Below are 18,458 nucleotides of genomic sequence, written 5' to 3'. Positions count from 1 at the left end.
AGCCTACCTGGCGGAGGCGACGACCGCCTCCGCCGCGTTGACGATGCCCGCCCCCGCTTGGGCGGCCTCGGTGGCGCAGGCGGGCGCGGCGTTGGCCAGCAGCGCGGGCTGCGCGGTGTCGCGCAGCAGCTGCTGGGTGCGGGCCAGGTCGCCGACCAGCTCGGGCCGGGCCGACCACAGCAGCGCGATCACCCCGGCGACGTGCGGTGTCGCCATCGAGGTACCGCTGAGCTCGGCGTACGTGTCGCCGGGCATCGCCGACAGCACCGCCTCGCCGGGCCCGGCCAGGTCCGGTTTCGGGCCGACCGGTCCCCGGCTGGAGAACGAGGTGATCCGGCGGGTCCGGTCCACCGCGGCGATGGTGATCGCCGCCGGGTCCGTGGCCGGCGGGGTGTCCAGCGAACCGCACTGCGGCCCGGTGTTGCCGGCCGCCGCGACGAACGCGATCCCGGCCGCGGCCAGGGCGGACGTCGCGGGCTGCAGCACCGTGGCGTCGCAGCCCTCCAGCGGCGGGCAGCTCCAGGAGTTGCTGAGCACGTGCGGGGCGCGGGCCGGGCGGCCGTCGGTGAACGGGTTCCCGCCGTGCGGGTACGGCGCGAGCATGAACTGCATGCAGTCCAGGTAGAGGGACGGACTGCTCATGTTGCGTTCCAGGTTGACGCAGCCGATCCACTGGGCGTCCGGGGCCACGCCGACCAGGTCGCGCCCCACCGCGGTGGCGGTGGTGTGCGTGCCGTGGCCGTTGTGGTCGATCGGCGTGCGGCTGCCCGACCAGGGATCCAGCCAGGAGTCGTCGCCGCTGCGGAAGTTCGCCGCCAGCGCGGGATGCGAGCCGTCCACCCCGGAATCGGAAGACCCGACGACGATGCCCTTGCCCGTCACGCCGCGCTGCCACAGGTCCGGCGCGCCGACCATCTTCAGGTTCCACTGCGCGGTGGTCGGCGCCTGGCGCACGGGGCCGCGCTGGATGGGGATCTCGGCGGGCAGCGGGCGCAGCCGCTGGTCGGTCAGCACCCGGTCCACGTCGGACCGGGACTCCAGCCAGACCCGCGCCTCCGGGCCGCCGTTCACCAGGATCGCGTTGACCAGGTAGTACGGCTGGTAGGACAGGTTCCAGCGGTCCAGCTCGGTGCGCAGCGCGCCCTGGGTGCGGTCGGCGTGCTCGACGAGCCGCCGGTAGACGGCGTCCACCCGCTGATCGCGCCCGGTGCCGAGGCCGGTCGTGGTGGGCAGCCCGGCCAGCGGGGCCTGCTCCTTCATCACCACGAACAGCTGGTCGCCGAAGAAGCCCGGCTGACCCGCGGTCAGGTAGTAGACCCCCGCGCCGAGGGCGACCGCGGCGGCCAGCCCAGCCGCCAGCGCCCTTCCGCCGGTACGCGGCACGACCTGCGCGCGCTCGCGGACAACCGGGGCGGGAGTGCCCGGCCACGGCTGCTGCGCACCGGGCCAGGTGGTCCCGGCCGGCCGGGCGCCGGGCCACTGGTTCGGCGGGCCGAGTGTCTCCGGCGCGGCGGCCGGGTCGCGCACGGTGCGCAGCAGGCCGACGCCGTACGCGACGCCGAGCGCCAGCGCGACCAGCCAGGCGATCAGGGCGGCCAGCACGGCGTAGTACGGCACGTCGCGGCCGATCAGGCCGAGGTTCATCTCGTCGGGGTCGACGTAGCCCAGCGGCCCGAACGCGGCGAGCGCGACCATGATCAGCGTGGTCCAGCCGCGCGGCGAGCCGGGCACGAGCGCGGCGATCGCGAACCCGAGCGGCGGCAGCACCAGCAGGAGCAGCACCTGCGCCCCGGCCGCTCCGGCACCGCCCGCGAGCAGCGCCAGCACCACCCCGGCCACCAGGCCGCCGGACAGCACCAGGGTCGGCCGCCCGCGGTCGGTGAAGTGCCGCCACAGGCCCGGTCCCAGGATCGCCATGGCCAGCGCGCCCGTGGCGAGCGCCGCCAGCGCGGCGGCGATGGACTCGGTGAACCCGCCCAGCGCTCCCGCCCACAGGTACGGCACCAGTACCAGCACACCGGCGAGCACCGCCCAGCCGAGCGCCGCGGGGTCGCCCGCCGCGGGTGCCGCGCCACCGGGGCGGTCCGTGCCGGGGCTGTCCTCGCGGGGGCTCTCCTCGCTGGGGTCGTCCTCGCCGGCCGAGGCGTCTGCCACGGCGTCGGGTGCGGCGGTGGGTGCGGCTGGGCGGGTGGCGCGGCGGTAGAGCAGGAACGCGGCCGCGCCGGCGAGCACCGCGTACGACAGCAGGTAGAGCTCGTTGGCGGTGGCCGGGATCAGGCGCAGCGCGCTGCCCCCGCCGAGCGCCAGCGCGCCCAGGAAGAAGGCGCGGCCGGTCGCCCGTACCGGCTCGTGTTTGGGCAGCAGGGCCAGCAGCAGCGCAGGCAGGCCGACCAGCAGCGCGACGACGAGACCCGCCAGCGGCCAGAGGAAGCCGGGCAGCTGCATACCGAGCTGGAGCAGCACCTGCGCGGCGAGCACGAGGCCGTACTGGGAGAGCACGGCGACGACGACCGCCCACACTCCGACCAGGACGGCAGCGACGATCGCGCCGACCGGCGAGCGCGGTGCGGCATCCGCGTGCGCGGACGGGGGCACGGTCGGAACATGAGGTGGAACACCCTGGCTGTCACCGTGTGGGAGCACAGCCGCACGGTACCTTGGTGGAATGCGTGACCGCAGCGTGTCCCGCTTCGCCGCAGGTGCTCTGTCCCCGGAGCGCCGCGCAGCCGACCTGCGCAGGCTTCGCGACGAAGAGTTCGATGTCCTGGTCGTCGGGGGCGGGGTGACCGGCGTCGGCGCGGCGCTGGACGCCGCCTCGCGCGGCCTGCGCGTGGCCCTGATCGAGGCGAGCGACCTCGCCGCGGGCACGTCCTCGCGCTCGTCCAAGCTCATCCACGGTGGCCTGCGCTACCTGGAGCAGCTGGAGTTCCCGTTGGTGCACGAGGCGCTGCGGGAACGCGGCCTGCTCGCCACCCGGCTGGCCCCGCACCTGGTGCGGCCGGTGCCGTTCCTGGTGCCGCTGCCGGCCGAGACGCGCGGCGTCGCCGGGGTGGCCAAGCGGGCCTGGCACCGGCTCTACTACGGGGCCGGCGTGGCGCTGTACGACGCCTTCGCGGGCCTGGTCGGGGGCGGGCGGGGCATGCCGCTGCACAAGCACCTGACCCAGCACGGCGCGCGCCGGCTGTTCCCGTCGCTGCGCGAGGAAGGCCTGGCCGGGGCGATCCGCTACTACGACGGGCAGGTCGACGACGCCCGGTTCGTGGTGACGGTGGCCCGCACCGCGGCCAGCCTCGGCGCGGCCGTGGTGACCGGGGCCAAGGCCGTCGGCCTGCTGCGGCAGGCGCGCCAGGTGACGGGTGTACGGGTCAGCGCCGACGGCGAGGAGTTCGACGTACGCGCGAAGACCGTCGTCGCCGCGACCGGCGTGTGGAGCGACGACGTGTCGTCGTGGCTGCCCGACGCGCGGGTCGGCTTCCGGGTGCGGGCCTCCAAGGGCGTGCACCTGGTGGTGCCGCGCTCGGCGATCACCGGTGAGGTCGGCCTGATCCTGCGTACCGCGTCCAGCGTGCTGTTCGTCATCCCGTGGGGCGGGCACTGGATCATCGGCACCACCGACACCGACTGGGAACTGGACCGCGCCCACCCCGCCGCGTCGGCAAAGGACATCGACTACCTGCTGTCGCACGTCAACGAGGTGCTCGACCGGCCGCTGGCGCGCGGCGACATCGAGGGCGTGTACGCGGGACTGCGCCCGCTGCTGCGGGGCGAGTCCGACTCGACGTCGGCGCTGTCCCGCGAGCACGCCGTGGTCGAGCCGCTGCTCGGGCTGCTGCTCGTCGCGGGCGGCAAGTTCACCACGTACCGGGTGATGGCCCAGGACGTGATCGACAAGGCGGTGCGGCGGCTCGGCGACGTGCGGCACAGCGGCACCGCCGACCTGCCGCTGCTCGGCGCGGACGGCTACGAGGCGATGTGGCGCGACCGCGCCGACCTGGCCCGCCGCCACGAGCTGAGCGTCGGCGCGGTGGAGCACCTGCTGGAGCGCTACGGCACGCTCACCACCGAGCTGCTCGCCCTGATCGACGCGGACCGGTCGCTGGCCGACCCGCTGCCCGGCGCGCCCGAGCACCTGTCGGCCGAGGTCGTCTACGCGGCCCGCCACGAGGGCGCCCGGCACGTCGTGGACGTGCTCGCCCGGCGTACCCGCATCTCCATCGAGACCGCCCACCGCGGCGTCCAGACCGCCCGGCGTACCGCCGAACTCATGGCCCCCGCCCTCGGCTGGTCCCCCGCCACCACCGAAGCCGAGATCACCACCTACCTGGCCCGCGTGGACGCCGAACGCGAATCCCAGCGCATGCCCGACGACGCCGCCGCCAACACCACCCGCCTCACCGCCGTCTGAGGCGAAGGAAGGGCACCTTCCCATCGCTCTGGGTAGAGGAAGGGCACCTTCTTAACGTGGCACGGCCGCGAGCTGCGGTGCGTAGGAGCGCCGCACGGCCGCGGGGCGACAGCGGGCCATGATCACTGTTTCTGGTCATGATCTGCGGTGGGACCGCGGCTTCTGACCGGAAACGGCGATCATGGCACGCCGGGCCGCGGATCGCGATCTGAACACGGGACCCGCGGGCAGGTGTTCTGGGTCAGCGCAGGACCTTGCCTGGGTTCAGGAGGTTGGCGGGGTCCAGGGCGGACTTGACGGCACGCTGGACGTCGACACCGACCTCGCCCAGCTCGGTGGCGAGCCAGTCGCGTTTGAGCAGGCCGACGCCGTGCTCGCCGGTGCAGGTGCCGCCCAGGGCCAGGCCGCGTTCCATGATCTCGTCGAATACCCGCTGGCCCGCCGCGACACTGGCCGGGTCGGCGCGGTCGACGACGATGTTCGGGTGCAGGTTGCCGTCGCCCGCGTGGCCGACGACGCCGACCGGCACGTCGTGCTTGGCGGCGATCTCCACGATGTCGTCGAGCAGCTCCGCCAGCCGGGTACGCGGCACCGCGATGTCGTCGATGATCAGCCCGCCGTGCTCGTACAGCGAAAGGGCCAGGTGCTCCATCGCCGGGTGCGCGAGCCGCCGCGCCTGCAGCAGCTCGGCGGCCTCCATCGCGTCCGTGGCCTGCCACACCTCGCCCGCACCGGCCTGCCGGGCCAGCTCGGCGATCGCCTCCAGGTCGGCGACGGCCCGCGACCCGGTGTCCACCGCGGCCAGCAGCAGCGCGGCGGCGGTGGTGTCCAGCCCCATCGGCCGGTACGCCTCCAGCGCCTCCAGGTGCACCCGGTCCAGCAGCTCCAGCAGGCTCGGGGCGAGCCCCGCCGCGAAGATCCGGTTCACCGCGTCGCCGGCGGCGGCCGTGGTCGGGAAGACCGCGACCATGGTGAGCGACTCCTCGGCGGCCGGGCGCAGCGCCACGGTGATCTCGGTGATGATCCCGAGGGTGCCCTCGGAGCCGACGAAAAGCCTGGTCAGGTCGTATCCGGCGACCCCCTTCGGGGTGCGGCGACCGGTGCGCAGCACCCGGCCGTCGGCGAGCACGACCTCCAGGCCGAGCACGTACTCGGTGGTGACGCCGTACTTCACGCAGCACATGCCGCCCGCGTTGGTGGCGACGTTGCCGCCGATGGTGCTCGACTCCCACGAGCCCGGATCCGGCGGGTAGCGCAGGCCTTCGGCGAGCGCGGCGCGGGCCAGCACCGCGTTGACGACTCCCGGTTGGACGGTGGCGATCCGGTTGGCGGTGTCGAGGTCGACGATGCGGTTCATGGCCAGCATCGACACGACCAGGCAGCCGTCGATCGCGTTCGCGCCGCCGGCGAGCCCGGTCCGCGCGCCCTGCGGCACCACCGGCACCCCGTGCCGCGCGGCGATCGCGACCGCGGCGGCGACGTGCGCGGTCTCCTCCGGGCGTACGACCGCCAGCGGCGTACCCGCCTCGCAGAGGTCGGCCTCGTCACGCCGGTACGAGATCAGCAGGTCGTGATCGGTGATCACGCGGTCGGGGCCCAGAGCAGCCGTCAGCTCGTCGAGGAAGGTCACGTTCGCACGCTAGCGTGGACGCGTGATCCATGTCGACAGCCCGGTCTGGCCCGCGCACGGCCGGCTGTGGGCGCATCTGGTCAGCGACGTGTCCCTCGCGGAGCTGCACGCGTTCGCCGAACTGCTCGGCGCGCCCCGCCGCGGCTTCGACCGCGACCACTACGACATCCCCGCCGAGCGCGTCCCGGTTGCCCTCTGGCTAGGCGCCCACTACGCGACCTCCCGCGACATAGCCCGCCTGCTCCGCGCCGCCGGCCTCCGCATCCCCAAACACCTCACCCGCCCCCACTGACTCGCCCCACCGCCCCGCCCCACCAACGGGTTGATCATGAACTTATGGCACGGCTCGACGGCGTGTCCTTGCCTCAACTTCATGATCAAAGCGAGTCCCTCGCGCCTGCCGCCGCCTCGCCGGTCGGATGGGTGATCATGAGGTTGTGCCCATGACATGCCGGCGACCCGTGCCATAAGTTCATGATCAACCCGTTGGTGGGGGTGGAGTGGGGGTGAGGGAGGAGAGTTCGCGGTGGAGGTTGGTGCGGGCTGGGGATTCGAGGGCGGGGGTGTGGTGGTAGAGGGTGGGGAGGGCGAGCAGGGACTGGAGGACGGTGCTGCGGCCGATGCGCCAGAGGTCGTCGGGGACGTGGGAGTACTCGGCTCGGACGGCGGCCACGTAGCGGACGTAGTCGGGCCAGGGGGCGGCGAGGATGGCGAGGTCGGCGTCGGCCAGCAGGGCGCCGTTGCGGTCGCCGGGGGCGACGGCGTGGCCGGCGGTGAGGCGGATCAGGCGGCTGACCTCCTCGATGACCGCGACCGGCACCTCGCATTCGGTCAGCAGTTCGGCGGTCAGCACGGCGCTGCGTTCCTCGTTGTCGGCTGCCGTCGGATCGTAGACCGCGTCGTGGCCCCAGACCGCCAGCGCGACCACCGGCTCGTCGCCGACCAGTTCCAAGCAGGCCGCCAGGTGCTCCACCGTGTGGTAGTACCGCTGCGGCTCGGACCAGCGGCTGATCAGCTCGGTGCCGACCTCGGTCAGCACGCTGTCCGGGGCGGTGGCTCCGGCGGCCCGCGCGGCGGCGGCGAACCGGTCGGTGGTGAGCAGACTGGTCATGGCCAAATCTTGGCGCATCCGTCGGGCGCGCGGTGCCGGGTGCGCCACAGTTAGGTGGTGGACGCCGCCGAGCTGGGCCGACGCACGCGGATCACGCTGCGCGACCGGGTGCGGCGGGTGCGGGGCAGCCTCATCCTGTCCGTGCAGGCATCGGTCGCGGCGGGGCTCGCCTGGTACGTGGCGCACGTCCTGCTCGGCCACTACCAGCCTTTCTTCGCGCCCATCGCGGCAGTGGTCACGTTGGCGATCTCGGTGGGGCAGCGGATGCGGCGCGCGGCGGAGATCGTGGCCGGTAACGCGGTCGGCATCCTGCTCGGCGAGCTGCTCATCCTGGTCATCGGCCGGGGCGCCTGGCAGGTGTCGCTGGTGGTGCTGCTCGCCATCAACCTGGCCATCTTCATCGGCGGCTCGGCCTCGCTGGTGACCCAGGCGGCCTCGTCCGGCATCCTGGTCGCCACGCTGCTGCCGATCACCAGCGACTACTACCTGAGCCGCTTCGTCGACGCGGTCGTCGGCGGCGGTATCGCGCTGCTGGTGATGGCGCTGCTGCTGCCGCTGAACCCGCTGACCGAGGTGAAGCGGGCGGTCGGGCCGCTGATGGACTCGCTCGCCGACGGGCTGAACCACGCGGCCGACGCGCTGGCGCACGGTGACGCGACGGCGGCCCAGGACGCGCTGGACCGTCTGCGCGAGGCGGAGTCGCACCTGCGGGCGTTCGGCGAGTCGCTGAAGGCGAGCAAGGAGCTGGCGACGATCGCCCCGCTGCACTGGGGCAAGCACGGCCTGCTGCAGGCCTACATCGAGGCCGCGGACCATCTGGCGCGCTCGCTGCGCAACAGCCGGGTGCTGGTACGCCGCATCGTATCGATGATCCGCGACCGCGAAACGGTGCCCGCCTCCCTGGTCGAGGCCGTGCACGCGCTGGCGCAGTCGGTGTCGTCGCTGCGCCGGGAGCTGGCCGACGCGGTCGAGCCGGAGCAGGCGGTGGAGGCCGCCGCGCGGGCGGTGCGCGAGGCCCGCCAGGCGCACCAGGCAGGCCTGGACTTCTCCGGCGGGGTGGTGTTCGCGCAGGTGCGCTCGACGGCGACGGACCTGCTGCGGGCGGCCGGCTTGTCCCGTGAAGAGGCAGAACGGCAGGTCAGGCGCGCGGTTGGCCGGATCGACCAATCGGGTTCCACCCGTTCGGCTGGTGGAAGCTCGGAACAAGCTGGGTAGCGTCCCCCCGTTGATCGACTCCTCATCCATCCACGGGGGCAACACAAATGAAGATCCGCACCGCCCTGGCGGCGGGTGCCTCGCTGCTGTTCGCCGGCGGGCTCTCCGCTGTGCTGGGCACACCGGCCCACGCGGCCGCCGGAATCGACCTGGCCGTGAACGTCCCCGCCAGCAAGATCGCTGTCGAGGCCGAGGGCAAGGGCTTCCGAGTCGACCTGTCCAACGTCGGCACCGCTGCGTCCGGTGACGCCTTGCTGACCTACGACTTCAGTGGTCTGACCAGCTCCCTCGTCGCCGCCGACCTTTCCTTCCTGGAGGAGTCGGGTTGCGACATCACAGGGAAGATCGCGAAGTGCCAGCTCTACGGCTTCGCTCCCGGTGAGTCCTACATCGATGCGGTTTACCTGCGTAACGTCGGCAAGACGGCGGGCGCCGCAGGCTCGTTCTCGGTGTCGTTCACCGCAGCCGGCGATGTCGACACCGCCAACAACAGCGTCACCGTGCCGGTGCAGGTCGTCGACAGCGGCGCGGACCTGATGTCCTTCGCGTTCGACGTGGTCGCGGGTTACACCGCCGCCGGCAAGGTCATCCCCGTGAAGCCCGGCGAGAACGCGCCATTGGCGTGGGGCATCCACAACAACGGCGACCAGTACGTGCACGGCCTGGAATTCAGCATCACGCTGCCACCCCACGTCATCTACGACGGCGGCGGGGACTTCCCTGGGTGGTGCGGTGTCGAGCAGGACCTGTCCGTGATCAAATGCTCGGCTCCCGACCTGGTGATCCCGCCCGGCGGCGCTTTCACGCCCACGTCCCTCGCTTACCTCTATGTCCTGCCGGGCCTCGTCGACGGACCGCGGGCGCTGCCCGGCGGCCTGGTGAGCGCCAAGGCCATCAAGACGTCCGCCCAGGAGCCTGCCGGGCGGGTCGTGACGAAGGTCGAGGGGTTCGAGGTCGCAGACAAGGTGACCGAGGAGCAATTCGAGCAGCTCGTCGAAGGCCTGCTGAAGGATGCGGTGTCGAATGCGGGCGAGGCCGGCGACGTCGACCCGGCCGACGATGACGCCTCGTTCGCCGTGCACGTGGCCGCTCCGGTCGCGGTCGACCAGGCCATCAGCGTGACCACGGCATATGGCAAGGTCGGCGACACAGTGAAAATCAAGGTCTCGGTCAGCAACGTCGGCAAGGCGAGCACCGGACCGGGCTTCTCGATCAAGGCGCCCTCCGGCACCTCCTTTGTCGCGCCCGACTCGCTGCCGTCCGTCGGCTGGTGCGAGGGCAAGGGGCAGATCCCCGCGTACTACACCGGCGAGACCGAGATCGGCTGCGGATTCGAATCGGAGTTGCAGCCGGGCCGATCACTGACCCGTGAGCTGCTGGTGCACATCGATTCCGCGCCCATCGGCAGCGACGGCAGGGCACAGACGACCACGTCGGTGGGCAAGGACACCAACCCCAAGAACGACATCGCCAAGGTCGTCATCAAGATCGGAACTCCGCCGGCCGGCGGTGGCAACGGCGGCAACGGCGGCGGCCTGCCCGTGACCGGTGCCAACGTCGGCCTGATCGCCGGCATCGGCGGCGGCGTCGTGGTCCTCGGGGCGGTGCTGTTCCTGGTGACGCGCCGTCGCAAGGTCGTCGGAGACGACGCCCAGGCCTGATCGCCGAGGTAGCGCGCAGCGGCCGGTGACCCGTCGGGGGTCACCGGCCGCTGTCGTCGCTCGCGGGCTCAGACGACGGCGCGCAGCGCGCCGAGGAACGTGTCCACGTCGCTGTCCGTGGAGCCGATGCCGATGCTGGCGCGCAGCGCGGTGGCCGGCACGCCGTCCCAGCCCGCCCGCACCGACGCCTCACCGAGCAGGCGGCGGGCCAGCGGGTGGGCACAGAACAGGCCGTCGCGTACGCCGATGTGGTGCTCCCGGGCGAGCCGCTGGGCGATCTCGGCGGAGTCGCGGCCGCGTACGGCGAAGGACACCACGCCGATGCGGGCCGCGTCCGCGTCGAAGGTGCGCAGCTCGGCGACGTCGGGCAGTTCCGCCAGCCCCGCCCGCAGCTTCGCCAGCAGGCGCTGCTCCTCGGCGTGCAACGCATACCGGTCGGCGGCCTCCAGGGAGGCGCACACCGCCGCCAGCGCCACCGCGCCGAGCAGGTTGGGCGTGCCCGCCTCGTGCCGGGCCGGACCGGTGGTCCACCGTACGTCGTGGGTGGCGTCGCCGACCCCGCTCGTCGCCCCGCCGCCCGCCAGGTACGGCCGCGCGGCGTCGAGCCAGTCGCCCCGGCCGACGAGCACGCCCGCACCGAACGGGGCGTACAGCTTGTGCCCGGACAGCGCCACGTAGTCGACGTCGAGGGTGGACACGTCGACCGGCACGTGCGGGGCCAGCTGCGCGGCGTCGAGCACGACCCGCGCGTTGAACCGGTGCGCGATCAGCGCGAGCTGCGCGACCGGCCACAGCTCGCCGGTGACGTTGCTCGCGCCGGTGACGGCGACGAGGACCTCGCCGTCGGTGTTGCCCCGGCGCACCTCGGCCAGCGCGGCGGCCAGGTAGCGCACCGCGGCGTCGGGCGAACCCGGCACCGGCAGGCGCACCGCGTTGGGCCAGGGCAGCAGGTTGGCGTGGTGCTCCCCGGCGTACGTGATCACCGTGGTGCCCGCCGGCAGCGCGTGCGCCAGCAGGTTCAGCGCGTCGGTGGTGTTGCGGGTGAACACCACGTGGTCGCCCTCGCGTGCGCCGACGAAGTCGCCGACGGTCTGCCGGGCGCGCTCGTACTCCAGGGTGCAGCGCTGCGACAGCGCGCCCGCGCCCCGATGCACCGAGCCGTACCAGGGCAGCAGGGCGGTGACCGCGTCGGCGGCGGCCTTCAGGCAGGGCGCGGTGGCCGCGTAGTCCAGATTGATCTGGCCGGGCACGCCGAGCACGGACAGCTCGGCCTCGGCCACGCGGACGGGTGTCACGTCGGCGGTCTCGACGGCGCTACAGGGTCGTTGGGCGATTGCGGTCATGGGGCACCTCCGGGGTCAGGGGACCCCTGGACCGCTGGTGGGAGTCCTCGGAGCCGCCGTTCAGGCGGGTCGTCGGGACGAGCCACAAGCGGAGGCAAAGGTCCGCGCTTGCCCAGCACGACAACGGGCTGGGCCCGGTCATCACCCGGGGCACCCCACCGCGAACTACAGAGGGTTGCCGGTCAGCAAGCCGGGGCTTTGCTCCATCTTTCGACACTTTCGCCTACCTGCGCAGGCGAATGTGAGAGCGGCTGACACTCGTGACCTTTCGCCGAGCATAGCGGAGGTAGGCTGCGCCCATGTCCGACCTCCCGACTCCTGGGACCGAACCCGGCAGGGCCGACGCCGGCCCCTACAGCGCGCCGCCGCCCGCGCCGGCCCAGCCCTTGCCGGTGGGCACGGCCGAGCTCGGCCTGCCGCCCGCGCTGCCGGAGCCGTCGCTGCCGCTCAAGCGCCCCCGGCGCTGGCTGCCGCTGCTGCTCGCGATCGTCGTCGTCGGCGGCTCGGCCCTGGCCATGCTCGGCTACCTGGGCTGGCGGATCGGGCCGCTGGCGTTCGCGGTCGGCCTGTCCGCTGCGCTGCTGCCGGTGCCGGTGCTCGTCGCCGCGTTCCTCTGGCTCGACCGGTACGAGCCGGAACCGCCGCGACTGCTGGTGATCAGCTTCCTGTGGGGCGCGTTCCCGGCGACGCTGCTGGCGCTGGGCGTCAACTCGTTCTTCACCGGCTGGCTGAACGTGGTCACCCTGCCCGACGCGGTGGTGGCCACGGTCGTCGCGCCGTTCATCGAGGAGCTGGGCAAGGCGGCGTTCCCGCTGTGGATCCTGTGGCGGCGTCGCCGCGAGCTGTCGGGCATCACCGACGGCATCGTCTACTGCGGCCTGTCCGGGGTCGGCTTCGCGATGGTGGAGAACATCCTCTACCTGGGCGGGCACGGCTTCTACGCGGGCAACGAGCAGTGGGGGCCGTACTCCGGGGCGCAGCTGGTCTTCGGCATGTTCCTGGGCCGCATCCTGATCTCCGGGTTCGCCCACCCGCTGTTCACCTCGATGACGGGCATCGGCATCGGCATCGCCGCACGCTCGGCCAGCAGCTGGGTGCGCTGGTGCGCGCCGGTGGGCGGGCTGCTGCTGGCGATGATCCTGCACGGCTCGTGGAACCTGATGGCCACGCTGTCCGCCTCGATCAGCCCCTACTTCTTCCTGTACGGCTACATCGCCGTCATGGTGCCGGTGTTCCTGTCCATGATTGGCGTCGCGCTGTGGGTGCGCGCCCGCGAGGGCCGGCTGGCGTTGCAGGTGCTGCCCGCGTACGCCACGGCAGGCTGGCTCACCCCGCCCGAGGTGGCGGCGATGGGCACGCTCGCCCGCCGGCACGCCGCCCGGGTCTGGGCGAAGCGGGTCGCCGGGGAGCCGGGCCGCCGGGCGATGAAGGAGTTCCAGTTCGCCGCCACGCGGCTGGCGCTGGTACGCGACGGCATGAACCGCGGCCTCGACGAGTACGACGCCGATCGGGCTCGCAGCGCGACCGAGGAGCGTGACCTGCTGCAGGTGCTCAGCACCACGCGGGCGGTGTTCGTGGGCCGCGATCCGCAGGTGCCGCCGTCCTTCTTCGACGGGACCGCGTACCGGATGGCGTTCCCGGACGGGGTGACCCGCACGGTGCCCATGCCGGCCGAGCCGGTGGTGCCGGTGCCGGTGCTGCTGCCTCCGCCCGCACCCGCGTACCCGGCGTATCCCGCGCAGCCGGGGTACCCGTACCCGCCACAGCCGTACTACCCGCCGCAGGCGTCCTGACGCCGCCGTAACAGAAAGGGCTCCGCCGGTGCGACCGGCGGAGCCCTTTTTCCGTTTGGAAAGTCAGGCGGCGGGGGCCGGCGGCGCTTTGACGATCACCGAGTCCGGTTCCGGTTGCGGGCGTCCGGCCAGCTGCCGGATCGCCGTGTTGAGCACCGCGATCAGCGGTACGGCGATCAGCGCGCCCACGATCCCGGCCAGCACCACGCCCGCGGCGATGCCGAGGATCACGGCGAGCGGGTGGATGGCCACCGCCCGCCCCATGATCAGCGGCTGGAGCAGGTGGCCCTCGATCTGCTGGATGGCGATGACCGCGGCCAGCACCAGCAGCGCCGTCAGCGGGCCGTTGGTGACCAGGGCGACCAGCACCGCGACCGCGCCGGACAGGGTGGCGCCGACGATCGGGATGAACGCGCCGAGGAACACCAGCGCGGCCAGCGGCAGCGCGAACGGCACCCGCAGGGCCGCCAGCGCGATCCCGATGCCGACCGCGTCGATGAACGCGACCAGCACGGTGGCCCGCACATACGCCCCCAGCGAGGCCCAGGCGGCCAGCCCGGCCCGGTCGAGCGGCTCGCGGGCCTGGTTCGGCACCAGGCGCAGCAGGAAGCGCCAGATGACGCGGCCGTCACGCAGGAAGAAGAAGAGCGTGAAGATCACCAGGAACAGGCCGCTGAGCACCTCGAACACGGTCGTCGCGGTGGTGATCGCGCCGGTGGTGAGGGCTTCCTTGTTGGTGGTGATGGTCTTGGTGACCGAGTCGATCGCGCTGCCCATCTGCGCGTCGGTCAGGTGCAGCGGGCCGTTCTTGAGCCAGGCCTGGATCTGCTGCACGCCCTCGGCGGCGTTCTTGGTCAGGTCGGGCAGCCCGTTGACGAACTGGTTGATCACCAGGGTCAGCGTGCCGGCGACCCCGGCCAGACCCGTCACCACGACGATCGCGGTCGCCAATGAGCGGTGCACGTGGATGCGATTCAGCCAGCGCACCGCGGGCGCCAGCAGCGCGGCGAGCAGCATCGCGATCAGCACCGGCACGATGACGATGCTGATCTTCCCGAGGAACTGCAGCAGGTAGACGAGCACGAAGCCGAGCACGATGATGCGCCAGGCCCAGGCCCCGCCGATGCGCAGCGCGTACGGCACGTCCATGTCGTCGCGGCTGCTGGTCGAGTGGTGGGCCAGCTCCGGCTCGGCCACCTCGGGCATCGGCTGCTCGGCCTCCCGGCGCTCGCGTTCCTCCTGCTCACGCTTGGCGCGGGCGCTGGCACGGCTGGCCTCGTAGGCCCGCCGCACATTCGCCTTGAAGTTGTCCAAACGACCCACTGGTGTCCTCCCGTGGACAGGCAACGCCACCACGTTAGTCGCCTGCGGCCACCGCACCATCGGGGAAGTACCCTGACCGGCGTGACACTGAACGCAGACACCGCCGAGACCGGCCTGCCGATCCGCCTATTGCACGACCGGGTGCTGGTCAAGCAGGAGGCGTCCGAGGGGGAGCGGCGCTCGTCCGCGGGCCTGGTGATCCCAGCCACCGCCTCGGTCGGGACGCGGCTGTCCTGGGCCACCGCCGTCGGCGTCGGCCCGCATGTGCGCGCGATCCAGGTCGGCGACCGGGTGCTGTTCGATCCCGACGAGCGATCCGAGGTGGAGCTGCACGGCGAGGCGTACGTGCTGCTGCGCGAGCGCGACGTGCACGCGGTCGCCGCCTCCCGCGTCGAGCCGGACGCCACAGGCCTTTACCTCTGACCCTCGCGTGCGACTGACCCAGCCGCGCCGCCGCCTCGCTGTCGCGCCACGCGGTGGTGGCCTGCCCGGTTGACCCAGCCCGCCCTCGCCCCCGCCGAAGCGCCGGCGTGCCGTCAAGCGGCCGCCGGTGGCGGCCGGACGGGATCGGTCGGCTCGGCGACACGACCCGGGCACGGGATGACAGCGTGATCTAGGCTGCCGCGCGTGTTCGGCATCATCAGACCCTGCGCGCACAGCCTGTCCGAGCGGCTGCACAGTGAGTGGCTCGGCCACCTGTGCGGGCTGTGCCTTGCCCTGCGAGACGAGCACGGCCAGGCGGCCCGCATCGTCACCAACTACGACGGCCTGATCATCTCCGTGCTGACCCAGGCGCAGCAGGCGACCGTGCACCGGCGTACCGCCGGGCCGTGCCCGCTGCGCGGCATGCGCACCGCACCGGTGGCGCAAGGCGTGGGCGCGCGGCTGGCCGCGACGGTCTCCCTGGTGCTGGCGTCGGCCAAACTGTCCGACCACGCCGCCGACGGCGACGGCGCGTACGCCCGCCGCCCGGTAGCCGCCGGAGCCCGCCTGCTCGCGCGGCGCTGGGCCGCCCGGGCACACCGGTCCGGCCTGGACCTCGGCCTGGACACCGGTGTGCTGCTGACCGCCGTGCACGGCCAGCGCGAGGTGGAGCGGGCGATCACCCTGGGCGGATCCCTGCTCGCCGTCACCGAGCCGACCGAACTCGCCACCGCCGCCGCGTTCGCGCACACCGCGGTGCTGGCGGGTCGGCCCGGCAACGCCGAGCCGCTGGCCGAGGCGGGCCGCTTCTTCGGCCGGATCGCGCACCTGCTCGACGCGGTCGAGGACCTCGCCGCCGACCGGGCTACCGGGGCATGGAACCCGCTGCTCGCCACCGGGTCGTCGTTCGCACAGGCCGGGGCCCTGGCCCGGGACGCCGCGGCGGGCATCCGGCTGGCCCTGGACGAGGTGGCCTTCGACGACCGCAAGCTGGTGCACCGGCTGCTGGTGCACGAGGTCGAGCACGCCATCGAGCGCACCTTCGCCGGCTCCGACCCGGACTATTACCCGCCGGTCGTCCAGCCGGGCAAGAAGGGCCGCCAGCCGAAGGCACCCAAGCCCTCGGGTAGCGGCTCGTGCTGGTGGCCGCAGGTGGAGCTGCCGCCGGTCACCCGTGGGCCGATCTTCGGCTGCGCCGTCGCGAGCTGGATGTGCTGCACCTGCCAGGTCTGCTGCCGCGACCCCTACCCGGGCCCGTGGAGCGGCCTGCCCCACGAGGGCTGGTGCACCAACTGCGACTGCGGCAGCGACTGCGGGAGCTGCTGCGACGTCTGCAACTGCTGCAAGATCTGCAAGCACTGCGACTGCTGTGACTGCAGCTGCGACTGCTGACGCCGACCCTTCCCGGTCGCCCACCGCGCCTTGATCATCGGACTTGCCCGGCACTTGTGCGTATCTTGAGCAGCGATTCGCACAGGTGCCAGGCAAGTCGAGCGATCTTGACGCGACGGGGCGCGGCGGCTCAGCTCTCGCTGAGGCGTTTCAGGGACTTGAGGACGACTTCCTGCTTGGTGGTGTACCAGAAGGGCGGGAGGCTGGCGCGCAGGAACGAGCCGTAGCCGCGGGCGGTCTCCAGGCGGGAGTCGAGCACGGCGACCACGCCCTTGTCCGAGGTGGACCGGATCAGCCGGCCCACGCCCTGGGCCAGCCGGATGGCCGCGATCGGCACGCTCACCGCGGCGAAGCCCGAGCCGCCGCCCGCGTCGACCGCCGCCGAGCGGGCCGAGGCCAGGGGCTCGTCAGGGCGGGGGAACGGCAGCCGGTCGATGACGACCAGCTGGCACGCGTCACCGGGCACGTCCACGCCCTGCCACAGCGACATGACACCGAGCAGGCAACTGTTGCGGTCCTCGCGGAACTTGCGGACCAGCAGCGGCAGCGCCTCATCGCCCTGCAGCAGCACGGTCAGGTTCGTCTTGGCGCGCAGCAACTCCGCGGCCTGCTGCGCGGCCTTGCGGGAGGAGAAGAGCCCGAGGGTACGCCCGCCGAGCGCCTCGACCAGCGCCAGCAGCTCCGCCGCGGCGGCATCCGGCAGGCCGGACGCGGCGGGCCGGGGCAGGTGCGCCGCGACGTAGAGGATGCCCTGCTTCGGGTAGTCGAACGGGGAGCCGACGTCGAGCGACTTCCAGCCGGGCCCGGACGCGGGCTCCGGCTGCGTGCCCGGCTTGGCGGGAGCCTTGGTGCTCACCGGCAGGCCCAGCGAGCGGGCGAGGGTGTCGAAGTTGCCGCCGAGGGTCAGCGTGGCCGAGGTGGCGACGACGGTGCGGTCCTCGTAGAGCTTCTCGCCGAGCAGCCCGGCGACCGACAGCGGCGCGACCACCAGGGCCCGGCGCGGCTCGTGCTCCACCCAGACGACGTCGTGCTCGTTGTCCTCCAGCAGCCGCTGCGCGGTCTTGGACACCTCGTCGAGCAGTGCTTTGGCCTGCTGTTTGCGTACCGGATCGGGGTCCTCGGCCTTGATCTCGCCGATCCGGCTCAGGCCGCGGCGGGTCGCGCCGTCGAGCAGCGTGCACGCCTCGACGATGCCCGCCGGCAGCTTGCCGGTGATGCGCCCGGCCTGGGTCTCGGCCAGCCCGACGGTCAGCGCGTCGGCCGCCTCGACGAGGGACTGGTACTCCTCGCCCTCCACGAACGGGCGGGCGGCGCGGGCGGTGCGGTCCACCGCGTCCGGGGTCAGCTCGGCCTGGGCCGCGCTGGACACCCGGTCGGCGAGCTCATGCGCCTCGTCGATGATCAGCAGCTTGTGCTCGGGCACGATGTGCCGCCCGGCCATCATGTCGACCGAGAGCAGCGAGTGGTTGGTGACCACCACGTCGGCCTCGCGGGCGCGGGCGCGCGACAGCTCCGCGAAGCAGTCCGGCCCGTACGGGCAGCGAGCCGCGCCGACGCACTCGCGCGCCGGGGTCGACACCATGCGCCAGGCGGTGTCGTCGACGCCCGGGTCGAGCTCGTCGCGGTCGCCGGTGTCGCTCTCCATCGCCCAGTCGCGGATGCGCTCGATCTGCTTGCCCAGCCGGCCGGACTCGCCGAGCCACTTCACGCCGCTGCCGCTGCTGCCCGCGTCGAACAGCGAGTCCTGCGGGTCCTGCTCGTCGGAGTGCTCCAGCTTCGCCAGGCACACGTAGTGGTGACGGCCCTTGAGCAGGGCGAACGTCGGCTCACGGCCGAGCAGCGGGGAGATCGCCTTGCCGATGCGCGGCAGATCCTTCTCGACCAGCTGCGACTGGAGCGCGAGCGTGGCCGTCGAGATGACGACAGGTCCGTCCACCGTCAGCGCCGGGGCGAGGTAGGCCAGCGACTTTCCGGTGCCGGTCCCGGCCTGCACCAGCAGGTGGTCGCCGGACTCGATGGCCGTGCTGATGGCCGCGGTCATGGCCTGCTGGCCGGGCCGCGCCGAGCCGCCGGGCACCGCGCCTACAGCGGCCTCTAGCAGGTCGAGGGCGCTGTGGTCACGTGTTCGCTTCTTCTTCGGCGGCACCGGATGACCGTACCGG

The 18,458-nt window shown here is 72.9% G+C and carries 13 protein-coding genes and 1 riboswitch; of the genes, 7 read left to right on the top strand and 6 right to left on the bottom strand.

Features of this window, described 5'->3' with window-relative positions:
- Positions 1 to 3: 3 nt before the first annotated feature.
- On the bottom strand, positions 4 to 2,595 hold the full coding sequence (locus AB0B35_RS15280; protein ID WP_361045373.1) for a S8 family serine peptidase: 2,592 nt from the start codon (positions 2,593 to 2,595) through the stop codon (positions 4 to 6).
- A 70-nt stretch (positions 2,596 to 2,665) separates the two neighbouring features.
- Here AB0B35_RS15280 and AB0B35_RS15275 point away from each other — a divergent pair, with 70 nt between their 5' ends.
- Entirely contained in the window at positions 2,666 to 4,405 is a 1,740-nt protein-coding gene (locus AB0B35_RS15275; RefSeq protein WP_361045371.1) for a glycerol-3-phosphate dehydrogenase/oxidase, read from the top strand.
- Positions 4,406 to 4,646: 241 nt separating this feature from the next.
- Here the strand turns inward: AB0B35_RS15275 and AB0B35_RS15270 are convergent, their stop codons facing one another.
- On the bottom strand, positions 4,647 to 6,035 hold the full coding sequence (locus AB0B35_RS15270) for an FAD-linked oxidase C-terminal domain-containing protein (RefSeq protein WP_361045367.1): 1,389 nt from the start codon (positions 6,033 to 6,035) through the stop codon (positions 4,647 to 4,649).
- 22 nt (positions 6,036 to 6,057) lie between these two features.
- On the opposite strand from AB0B35_RS15270, the gene AB0B35_RS15265 reads away from it, so the two are divergent.
- Entirely contained in the window at positions 6,058 to 6,327 is a 270-nt protein-coding gene (locus tag AB0B35_RS15265; RefSeq protein ID WP_361045365.1) for a DUF4031 domain-containing protein, read from the top strand.
- Positions 6,328 to 6,513: 186 nt separating this feature from the next.
- Here AB0B35_RS15265 and AB0B35_RS15260 read toward each other — a convergent pair whose 3' ends face one another.
- The gene (locus AB0B35_RS15260; RefSeq protein ID WP_361045362.1) at positions 6,514 to 7,146 is read right to left on the bottom strand and encodes a metal-dependent phosphohydrolase; all 633 of its coding nucleotides are present in this window, start codon (positions 7,144 to 7,146) and stop codon (positions 6,514 to 6,516) included.
- Between the two features lie 57 nt (positions 7,147 to 7,203).
- On the opposite strand from AB0B35_RS15260, the gene AB0B35_RS15255 reads away from it, so the two are divergent.
- Together AB0B35_RS15255 and AB0B35_RS15250 are read left to right on the top strand one after the other, a co-directional pair.
- On the top strand, positions 7,204 to 8,361 hold the full coding sequence (locus tag AB0B35_RS15255; RefSeq protein ID WP_361045359.1) for an FUSC family protein: 1,158 nt from the start codon (positions 7,204 to 7,206) through the stop codon (positions 8,359 to 8,361).
- 47 nt (positions 8,362 to 8,408) lie between these two features.
- Positions 8,409 to 10,022 (top strand): hypothetical protein, encoded by a 1,614-nt coding sequence (locus AB0B35_RS15250; protein ID WP_361045356.1) that lies wholly within the window; start codon positions 8,409 to 8,411, stop codon positions 10,020 to 10,022.
- 68 nt (positions 10,023 to 10,090) lie between these two features.
- Here AB0B35_RS15250 and AB0B35_RS15245 read toward each other — a convergent pair whose 3' ends face one another.
- A complete protein-coding gene (locus AB0B35_RS15245) occupies positions 10,091 to 11,365 on the bottom strand; it encodes an aminotransferase class V-fold PLP-dependent enzyme (protein ID WP_361045353.1) in 1,275 nt (424 codons plus the stop codon).
- 99 nt (positions 11,366 to 11,464) lie between these two features.
- Positions 11,465 to 11,581, bottom strand: a riboswitch (SAM riboswitch).
- 83 nt (positions 11,582 to 11,664) lie between these two features.
- On the opposite strand from AB0B35_RS15245, the gene AB0B35_RS15240 reads away from it, so the two are divergent.
- Positions 11,665 to 13,158, top strand: a complete 1,494-nt coding sequence (locus tag AB0B35_RS15240) for a PrsW family intramembrane metalloprotease (RefSeq protein WP_361045350.1) — start codon at positions 11,665 to 11,667, stop codon at positions 13,156 to 13,158.
- Positions 13,159 to 13,221: 63 nt separating this feature from the next.
- Here the strand turns inward: AB0B35_RS15240 and AB0B35_RS15235 are convergent, their stop codons facing one another.
- Complete coding sequence (locus AB0B35_RS15235) at positions 13,222 to 14,481, bottom strand: AI-2E family transporter (RefSeq protein ID WP_361045348.1); 1,260 nt, start codon at positions 14,479 to 14,481, stop codon at positions 13,222 to 13,224.
- 87 nt (positions 14,482 to 14,568) lie between these two features.
- On the opposite strand from AB0B35_RS15235, the gene AB0B35_RS15230 reads away from it, so the two are divergent.
- Positions 14,569 to 14,904: a co-chaperone GroES gene (locus AB0B35_RS15230; protein ID WP_360531399.1), complete on the top strand. Its 336-nt coding sequence runs from the start codon at positions 14,569 to 14,571 to the stop codon at positions 14,902 to 14,904.
- Between the two features lie 204 nt (positions 14,905 to 15,108).
- The gene (locus AB0B35_RS15225) at positions 15,109 to 16,296 is read left to right on the top strand and encodes a DUF5685 family protein (protein ID WP_361045345.1); all 1,188 of its coding nucleotides are present in this window, start codon (positions 15,109 to 15,111) and stop codon (positions 16,294 to 16,296) included.
- Positions 16,297 to 16,426: 130 nt separating this feature from the next.
- Here AB0B35_RS15225 and AB0B35_RS15220 read toward each other — a convergent pair whose 3' ends face one another.
- Positions 16,427 to 18,337, bottom strand: a complete 1,911-nt coding sequence (locus AB0B35_RS15220) for an ATP-dependent DNA helicase (protein ID WP_361045496.1) — start codon at positions 18,335 to 18,337, stop codon at positions 16,427 to 16,429.
- Positions 18,338 to 18,458: the final 121 nt, after the last annotated feature.

This window comes from Catellatospora sp. NPDC049133, from assembly GCF_040648455.1.
In the GTDB taxonomy this organism is placed as follows: domain Bacteria; phylum Actinomycetota; class Actinomycetes; order Mycobacteriales; family Micromonosporaceae; genus Catellatospora; species Catellatospora aurea.
This window is presented reverse-complemented; position numbering and strand designations above follow the sequence as displayed.

What these genes read in the sequence shown, in the direction of transcription:
- AB0B35_RS15275 (WP_361045371.1), top strand. Translation starts at nt 2,666, where the DNA reads ATGCGTGACCGCAGCGTGTCCCGCTTCGCCGCAGGTGCTCTGTCCCCG.
- AB0B35_RS15260 (WP_361045362.1), bottom strand. Translation starts at nt 7,146, where the DNA reads ATGACCAGTCTGCTCACCACCGACCGGTTCGCCGCCGCCGCGCGGGCC.
- AB0B35_RS15250 (WP_361045356.1), top strand. Translation starts at nt 8,409, where the DNA reads ATGAAGATCCGCACCGCCCTGGCGGCGGGTGCCTCGCTGCTGTTCGCC.
- AB0B35_RS15245 (WP_361045353.1), bottom strand. Translation starts at nt 11,365, where the DNA reads ATGACCGCAATCGCCCAACGACCCTGTAGCGCCGTCGAGACCGCCGAC.
- AB0B35_RS15240 (WP_361045350.1), top strand. Translation starts at nt 11,665, where the DNA reads ATGTCCGACCTCCCGACTCCTGGGACCGAACCCGGCAGGGCCGACGCC.
- AB0B35_RS15220 (WP_361045496.1), bottom strand. Translation starts at nt 18,337, where the DNA reads ATGACCGCGGCCATCAGCACGGCCATCGAGTCCGGCGACCACCTGCTG.